10 protein-coding genes are annotated in these 7992 nt (G+C 69.8%); 8 read left to right on the top strand and 2 right to left on the bottom strand.

Features of this window, described 5'->3' with window-relative positions:
• Together VFO68_RS26980 and VFO68_RS26975 are read right to left on the bottom strand one after the other, a co-directional pair.
• Positions 1-699: MFS transporter (locus tag VFO68_RS26980; RefSeq protein WP_325161200.1), on the bottom strand; the 699-nt coding region annotated here is incomplete at its 3' end.
• A 112-nt stretch (positions 700-811) separates the two neighbouring features.
• On the bottom strand, positions 812-1339 hold the full coding sequence (locus VFO68_RS26975) for a DUF1697 domain-containing protein (RefSeq protein WP_325161199.1): 528 nt from the start codon (positions 1337-1339) through the stop codon (positions 812-814).
• Between the two features lie 69 nt (positions 1340-1408).
• On the opposite strand from VFO68_RS26975, the gene VFO68_RS26970 reads away from it, so the two are divergent.
• The 8 genes from VFO68_RS26970 to VFO68_RS26935 all read left to right on the top strand — a co-directional run.
• Positions 1409-1705 carry a DUF2087 domain-containing protein gene (locus VFO68_RS26970; protein ID WP_325161198.1) on the top strand — a complete coding sequence of 99 codons (297 nt, stop codon included), beginning with the start codon at positions 1409-1411 and terminating at the stop codon, positions 1703-1705.
• A gap of 4 nt (positions 1706-1709) precedes the next feature.
• Positions 1710-3287, top strand: coding sequence for an FAD-binding oxidoreductase (locus tag VFO68_RS26965; RefSeq protein WP_325161197.1), 1578 nt, complete (start codon positions 1710-1712; stop codon positions 3285-3287).
• Between the two features lie 116 nt (positions 3288-3403).
• Entirely contained in the window at positions 3404-3904 is a 501-nt protein-coding gene (locus tag VFO68_RS26960; protein WP_325161196.1) for a PadR family transcriptional regulator, read from the top strand.
• A gap of 61 nt (positions 3905-3965) precedes the next feature.
• Positions 3966-5063 (top strand): peptide chain release factor 2, encoded by a 1098-nt coding sequence (gene prfB, locus VFO68_RS26955; RefSeq protein ID WP_325161195.1) that lies wholly within the window; start codon positions 3966-3968, stop codon positions 5061-5063.
• Positions 5064-5168: 105 nt separating this feature from the next.
• The gene (gene ftsE, locus VFO68_RS26950) at positions 5169-5858 is read left to right on the top strand and encodes a cell division ATP-binding protein FtsE (protein WP_325161194.1); all 690 of its coding nucleotides are present in this window, start codon (positions 5169-5171) and stop codon (positions 5856-5858) included.
• Positions 5859-5902: 44 nt separating this feature from the next.
• On the top strand, positions 5903-6805 hold the full coding sequence (gene ftsX / locus VFO68_RS26945; protein WP_325161193.1) for a permease-like cell division protein FtsX: 903 nt from the start codon (positions 5903-5905) through the stop codon (positions 6803-6805).
• 10 nt (positions 6806-6815) lie between these two features.
• A complete protein-coding gene (gene smpB, locus VFO68_RS26940) occupies positions 6816-7295 on the top strand; it encodes an SsrA-binding protein SmpB (RefSeq protein ID WP_325161192.1) in 480 nt (159 codons plus the stop codon).
• Positions 7292-7992: amidohydrolase family protein (locus VFO68_RS26935; RefSeq protein ID WP_325161191.1), on the top strand; the 701-nt coding region annotated here is incomplete at its 3' end. The genes smpB and VFO68_RS26935, both read left to right, overlap by 4 nt.

The following is a 7992-nucleotide window of genomic DNA, read 5'->3' as shown; positions in this document are numbered from 1 at the left end:
CACCACGAACAGCCCGACCAGGCAGACCAGCACCACCAGGGGCGCCAACCGCGGGTCGGCCCGGCCGCGGACCCGCCGGCCGGCCGAGTCCGGGCGCGGGGGAGCCGTCGGCGCCGGCCGGTGCCGGACCCCGGCGAGCACCAGTGCCGCGCTGATCAGGAACGTGGCGGCGTTCGCCGCCAGCGCGACATGCGGTTCCAGCACCACCAGAAGGAACCCGCCCGAGGCGTAGCCGAGCAGTTGGGCGCCCTGGGTGGTGACCTGGCGCAGGGACAGTCCGGCGATGTAGCGCTCGCCGCCGAGGACCTGCGGCAGCAGTGCCTGCTGGGCCGCCTTGAACGGACCCGCGGCCATCGCCAGCACGGCGACCAGCGCCCACATCGCCGCCAGCGGCATGCTGGGAATGGCCATCAGCCCGGCCAGGCCGGCCCGCAGCAGGTCGGTGGCGACCAGCACCCGGCGGCGCGGGACGCGGTCGGCGAGGCCGGACAGCAGCGCGCCGCCGATGACAGTGGGGGCGAAGGTCAGCGCATAGGTGAGGGCGGCCAGCGCCGCCGAGGAGGTCTGCTGAAACACGAGCAGGGCGAGCGCCACCCGGGCGAGCTGGTCGCCGAGGATCGAGAACAGCTCGGCCGCCCACAGGGCACGGAACTCGGCCACCCCGAGCAACTCCCGGAAGCCGGGTGCCCGGCCCGTCATACGCACTCCCGGGGCGGCTCGTCAGGGCGGCGAGTGATCACTCAAACATACTAATGCAGCTACGACTGGTAATTGGAAATTCCGTTCCAGGTTCATCCGACTACCGGCAGTGTCAGTCGGCGGACATTTCGGTCATGGTGCGTACCGTCCGCCAGTTCCGGACGGTCGCCTCGATCTTGAGCCGCCGTCCGGCCTGCTCCGGAAGCTTCGCCCGGCCGATGCCGTTGGGCAGCCGGAAGTAGACCTCGGCGCCGCGCACGGCCAACTCCTCGGGCGGATACTCCAAACGGTCGAGCGCTTTCACCTGTTCGCCGGTCGGCGGATGGGCGAGAAAGGCGACGTGCAGGTGTGCGGGATCCGCCTCCGGAAAAGGATTTCCGGACAGGACGGCGGCCAGTTGCGCGTGCGTGCGGATCATCACAGCGGGGGCGACGCCGATCTGTTCGGCGATGGCCTTCGCCAACTCGGCGCCCAGCTTTTTGGCGCCCAGCGGGCTGGTCAGTACCACGTTTCCGCTCTGAATATAGGTGGCCACCTCGGTGCAGCCGAGGGACTCGCAGGTCGTCCGCAATGCCGCCATCGGCACCCTGTTCCGGCCGCCGACATTGATACCGCGCAACAATGCGACGTAGCGGGTCATGGGGTCCACTGTAGAGGTCCGGGCGGTGAACCGACCCACCCATCCGCCCGGCCGCATTAGTCTGGAGTGATGGACGATCGGCGGAGGGCGGCCCTGCTGCGCACGTTCGTGCCGGATGGCCGGCTCGTCCGGCTGCCCGCCAAGCGGGCGCGCCGGGTGCTGGTACTCGAGTACCTCGCGCAGTCCTTCGAGCCGGGCCGGCAGATTCCGGAGCGCGAGGTCGACGCGGTGCTGCGGGCGTGGTGCGCGGGCGGCGAGGTCGATCATGTGACGGTGCGACGGTACCTGGTGGACGAGGGACTGCTCAGCCGCGACCACGGTGTCTACTGGCGCACCGGCGGTTGGGTCGACGTGCTCGGAGCCTGACGCCGTGCGCCGGCGATCGTGGTGGGGCTGGGGCTGGGCGGACGCCGCGGCCACCGATGCCGAGCGCGCCGCGGTCCTTGCCCGGCTGCCACCGGGCTGGGCCCGGGATCCGTTGCCGGTACCGGAGATCGCCGACCTGGACCTGCGCCCGCCGCGGATCGCGGCGCCGCCCGCGCTGGCCGCGATCTGCTCGACCGACCCGGAGGAGCGGGCCGGCCACACCTACGGCAAGTCCTATCGGGACGTGGTACGGGCGCTGGCCGGCGACCTGCCCAACCCGCCTGATCTGGTGGCCCGGCCCCGAACCGAAGCCGACGTGGTGGCCCTGCTGGACTGGGCGGCGTCCGCCGGGGTGGCCGTGATTCCCTACGGCGGAGGCAGTTCGGTGGTCGGCGGCGTGGAGTACCGCGGGTCCGGGCACGACGCGGTGGTCTGCGTGGACCTCTCCGGCCTGAACCAGGTTCTCGAGGTGGACCCGGTGTCCCGCGCGGCCCGGATCCAGGCCGGCGCACTCGGCCCGGTACTGGAGCGCCAGCTGGCCGGGCACGCGCTCACCCTGCGGCATTTTCCGCAGAGCTTCGAGTTCTCCACCCTCGGCGGCTGGCTCGCCACCCGGGCCGGCGGGCACTACGCGATGCGCTACACGCACATCGACGACTTCGTGGAGTCCCTGCGGGTGGTGACGCCGGTCGGGATCAGCGAGTCCCGCCGGCTTCCGGCGTCCGGGGCCGGACCGTCGCCGGACCGGATGTTCCTCGGCTCGGAGGGCGCCATCGGCATAATCACCGAGGCCTGGCTTCGGGTGCAGGACAAACCGGTCCACAAGGCAGCCGCGGCGGTGCGGTTCGGCACCTTCGACCGGGCGCTGGACGGGGTCCGGGCGATCGCCCAGTCCGGACTCGACCCGGCCAACTGCCGGCTGCTGGACGCGGCCGAGGCGGCGGTCAACGCCGGCGTCACCGACGGCTCCTGCCTGCTGGTGCTGGGTTTCGAGTCGGCCGACCATCCGGTGGACTCCGCCATGGACCGAGCGCTGCGGCTGGCGGCCGAGCACGGCGGTACATACCGGCGGGTGTCCAAACAGGACGACCCCGACCAGCCGAATGCGGTCGGCGCCTGGCGCTCGGCGTTCCTTCGGATGCCCTACCTAAGGGATACGTTGGCCCGCCTAGGGGTCATCGTCGAGACGTTCGAGACCGCGTGCACTTGGGACCGTGCCCCGGCACTGTGCGCGGCGGTGCGTTCCGAGGTCGGCGCCGCGATCGAGCGACTGTGCAGCGGACCGGGCATCGTCACGTGCAGGCTGACCCATGTGTACCCGGATGGAGTAGCGCCCTATTTCACGGTGCTCGCGAACGGCTCGCGCGGGGCTGAAGTTTCCCTGTGGGACGAGATCAAGGCCACGGCAAGCGAGACATTGCTCCGTCTGGGCGCGACGATAACGCACCACCATGCCGTCGGCCGGGACCATCTTCGCTGGTACGAGCGTCAGCGCCCGGATCCATTCGGCACCGCGCTGCGGGCGGTGAAGAAGTCGTTGGATCCCACCGGGATCCTCAACCCGGGCGTCCTGTTCGACTAGGTGGCTCTCGCCGTTGGGCCATTCGGGGGGATCAGCCCCGGCGGAACCGATCAGCCACAGTGGACAGATTGCCGGCCACTGTGGACACCGGGCCGGAAGCGTGGCACGGTGGAGTCGTGTCTGAACTGAATGCAACCGCCGCGGCCCTTCTGGGCTTACTCCACGAGGGTCCGCAGACCGGTGGACAGCTGGTCGCCGCCGCCCGTGACCGTTTCGGCTCGTTCTTCAGCGTCACCCGCAGCCAGGTCTACCGGGAGCTGCCGGCGCTGGCCAGCGCCGGATTGGTGCGCCTGGGCAAGCAGGGTCCGCGATCGAGCCAGCAGTACGTGATCACCGCGGCCGGCAAGAAGGCGTTCAAGACGTGGCTGGGCGGGGAGCCCGGTCCCGATCACCTTCGCAGCCCGCTGATCCTCCGGCTGGTGCACGCGAGCGCGCTGACCACAAAACAACGAGCGGCATTGGTCGATTCCGCGAAAAGGGTTTACGCCGACGAGGCGGAAGCCGCAAAAAGCGCTGCGAAGTCGGCCGAGGACCCCTATGCCAAGGCGGTCGCCGAGTTCGGCGCCGCCCGCGCCCGGGCGGTCCTGAAGCTGCTCGACTCGATCCCCACATCCTGATCAGGGGACCACGCCGGGTCCACCACGCCGAGACGGCCGGGTTCACGTAACCTTTTACGACGTGAACCCGGACGTCGCGGCCGACCTCAACGCCCTCTCCGCCACGCTCGCCAGCGTCGAGGCGGTCATGGACCTCGACGGCCTGCGCAAGCAGATCGCCGAGCTCGAGGAGCAGGCGGCGCGGCCAAACCTGTGGGACGACCCCGAGCAGGCCCAGCAGATCACCAGCCAGCTCTCGCACAAGCAGGGGGAGCTGCGCCGGGTCACCGACCTGCGCCAACGCCTGGAAGACCTGGGCGTGCTCTACGAGCTGGCGGAGGATGAGTCCGACGCGTCCAGCCTGGCCGAGGCGGACGAGGAGCGGGCCCGGCTGCGCAAGGAGATCGAGTCGCTCGAGGTGCGCACGCTGCTGTCCGGCGACTACGACGGGCGCGACGCGCTGGTGACCATCCGCTCCGAGGCCGGCGGAGTGGACGCCGCCGACTGGGCCGAGATGCTGCTGCGGATGTACCTGCGCTGGGCGGAGCGGCACGGCTACCCGACCGAGGTCTACGACACCTCCTATGCGGAGGAGGCCGGTATCCGGTCGGCCACGTTCAAGGTCACCGCCCCCTATGCCTACGGCACCCTGTCGGTCGAGCAGGGCACCCACCGGCTGGTGCGGATCTCCCCGTTCGACAACCAGGGCCGCCGGCAGACCTCGTTCGCCGGCGTCGAGGTGCTGCCGTTCGTGGAGGCGACCGACCACATCGACATCCCGGAGAAGGACATCCGGATCGACGTGTTCCGCTCCTCCGGACCCGGTGGTCAGAGCGTGAACACCACCGACTCCGCGGTCCGGATCACGCACATCCCCTCCGGCATCGTGGTCTCCTGCCAGAACGAGAAGTCCCAGATCCAGAACCGGGCGGCGGCCATGCGGGTGCTGCAGGCGCGGCTGCTGGAGCGCAAGCGCCAGGAGGAGCGGGCCGAGATGGACGCGCTGCGTGGCGACGGCGGGTCGAGCTGGGGCAACCAGATGCGCTCCTACGTGCTGCACCCGTACCAGATGGTCAAGGACCTGCGTACCGAGCACGAGGTCGGCAACCCGAGCGGCGTGCTCGACGGCGACATCGACGGCTTCCTGGAGGCCGGCATCCGCTGGCGCCGCACCCATTAGCAACCGTTACCGGGTGAGACCGCTTGGCTACACCGGGAAGCGTCCTGGCGCAACTCTCCGGTAGGCAACATCTCGATAACACGCGCGCAGGTAGACTCGCGCCTCGTGATCCGGCTCGAACATGTCTCCAAGGTGTACAAGACCTCCACGCGACCCGCGTTGGAGGACGTGACGGTGGAGGTCGACAAGGGGGAGTTCGTCTTCCTGATCGGCCCCTCCGGCTCGGGAAAGTCCACCTTCCTGCGGCTGCTGCTGCGTGAGGAGACCCCGTCCCGCGGCCGCGTCTACGTGGCCAACTTCGACGTGGCCAGGATGGCCCGCCGCCGGGTGCCCCGGCTGCGCCAGTCCATCGGCTGCGTGTTCCAGGACTTCCGCCTGCTCAACAACAAGACCGTGGCGGAGAACGTGGCGTTCGCCCTCGAGGTGATCGGCAAGCCCCGGCACACCATCCGCAAGGTGGTGCCCGAGGTGCTGGAACTGGTCAACCTGGAGGGCAAGGCGTCCCGGATGCCGCACGAGCTCTCCGGCGGTGAGCAGCAGCGCGTGGCCATCGCCCGGGCGTTCGTGAACCGGCCGCTGATGCTGCTGGCCGACGAGCCGACCGGAAACCTCGACCCGGACACCAGCCAGGACATCATGATGCTGCTGGAGCGGATCAACCGGACCGGAACCACTGTGCTGATGGCCACGCACGACCACTCGATCGTCGACTCGATGCGGCGCCGGGTCGTGGAGCTCGACCTCGGCCGGGTCGTCCGCGACGACGCCCGCGGCGTCTACGGCGTCAGCCGCTGACCGCCCCTTCCCCCCGATCCCTACGGCATAGGACTTACCAGTAGATGCGTGCCAGTTTTGTGCTCAGTGAGGTCCTCACGGGCCTGCGGCGGAACGTCACGATGACCGTGGCGATGATCCTGACCACCGCAGTGTCGCTCGCCACCCTCGGCGGTGGCCTGCTGTTCGTCCGGATGATCGACAAGACCCAGGACCTCTACCTGGACGTGCTCCAGGTCAGCGTCAACCTGGTCGACGACGTCAGCGCCAACGACAAGGACTGTGCCCAGGAGCTGTGCACCGACCTGCGGAGCTCCCTGGAGAGCGACCCGGCGGTGGAGTCGGTGACGTTCGAGAACCGCGACGCCGCCTTCGAGCGGTTCAAGCGGGTCTTCCGGGCCCAGCCGGAGCTGGTCAAGCTGACCCGGCCCGAGTCGCTGCCGGCCTCGTTCCACGTCAAGCTCAAGCAGCCGGACCGGCCCGAGGTGATCGCCCAGGTCTACACCAACAAGCCGGGTGTGAAGGGCATCACCGACCAGAACAAGTTCCTCGAGGAGTTCTTCTCCCTGCTCAACCAGGTGCGCAACCTGGCGTTCTTCATCGCGCTGGTGATGGCCGTCGCCGCGCTGCTGCTGATCTCCAACACGGTGCAGGTGTCGGCCTACACCAGACGCACGGAGGTCGGCATCATGCGGCTGGTCGGCGCCACCCGCTGGTATACCCAGCTGCCGTTCCTCCTGGAGGCGGTGGTCACCGGCTTGGTCGGTGCCCTGGTGGCGGTGGGGCTGCTGGTCGGGTTCAAGGTCTGGTTCCTGGACAGCGTGCTCGGTGACCTGGTCTCGAGGGGCGTGATCGGCTCGGTCGAGGCGCTGGACATCGTGTTCGTGGCGCCCTGGCTGCTGCTCACCGCGGTCGGGATCTCCGCCATCACCGGATATGTGACGCTGCGGCTGTACGTACGCACGTAACCTGTGCGGCATGGTGCGTGAAGTCGGCCGGAAGGTGATCGTGTCGAACCGCAAGGCGCGGCACGACTACGCCATCCTGGACACCTTCGAGGCCGGGATCGCCCTGGTCGGGACCGAGGTGAAGAGCCTGCGGGAGGGCCGGGCGTCGCTGACCGACGCGTTCGCCACGGTGGACGACGGCGAGGTGTGGCTGCGCAACGTGCACATCCCGGAGTACGTGCAGGGCACGTGGACCAACCATGCGCCGCGCCGGACCCGCAAGCTGCTGCTGCACAAACGCGAGATCCTGCGGCTGATCGGCAAGAGCAAGGAGAGCGGGCTGTCGCTGGTGCCGCTGTCCATGTACTTCAAGGACGGCAAGGTCAAGGTCGAGTTGGCCCTGGCCAAGGGCAAGAAGTCCTACGACAAGCGGCAGGACCTGGCCAAGCGCGACGCGCAGCGGGAGATCGCCCGGGCGGCCGGCCGGGCCGCCAAGGGCCGCTACCGGTGACCGGGCCGGCCACCGACGCCGAGGTGGCGGCCTGGGTCGCCGGGCTGGGCCTGCCCGGCCTGGTTGACCTGCACGTGCACTTCATGCCGGAGTCCGTGCAGCGCAAGGTGTGGGCGTTCTTCGACCGGGCCGCGCTGGAGTACGGCACCGAGTGGCCGATCCGCTACCGGCTCCCGGTCGACGAGCGGCTGGCGACCCTGCGCGGGTTGGGCGTGACCACGTTCGCCCCGCTGGTCTACCCGCACAAGCCCGGCATGGCCGCCTGGCTGACGCAGTGGGTGCTGGAGTTCGCGGCCGCGACGCCGGGGGCGGTGCCGACCGCGACCCTCTATCCCGAGCCCGGCGTGGCGTCCTACCTTGACGACGCGCTGCGCGCCGGGGCCCGCTGCGTCAAGGCGCACGTTCAGGTGGGCGCCTACGACCCGCGTTCGGAACTGCTGGACAAGGCCTGGGGTCTGATCGCCGAGGCCGGGGTGCCGGTGGTGGTGCACTGTGGACACGGTCCGGTGCCGGGCGAGTTCACCGGCCTGGACGTGTTCGGCGAGGTGCTGCACCGTCACCCGCGGCTGGTGGCGGTGCTCGCGCACGCCGGGATGCCCGACGTCAGCGGGGCGCTGGACCTGGTGGAGCGCTATCCGAACGTCCATCTGGACACCACGATGGTGGGCGTCGGGTTCAGCAGCCCACTGCCGGAGGA

The organism is Actinophytocola sp. (assembly GCF_035712165.1).
Taxonomy (GTDB): domain Bacteria; phylum Actinomycetota; class Actinomycetes; order Mycobacteriales; family Pseudonocardiaceae; genus DASYTH01.
Note: the sequence above shows the minus strand (reverse complement) of the source record. Positions and strands in the feature narration are given on the sequence as shown.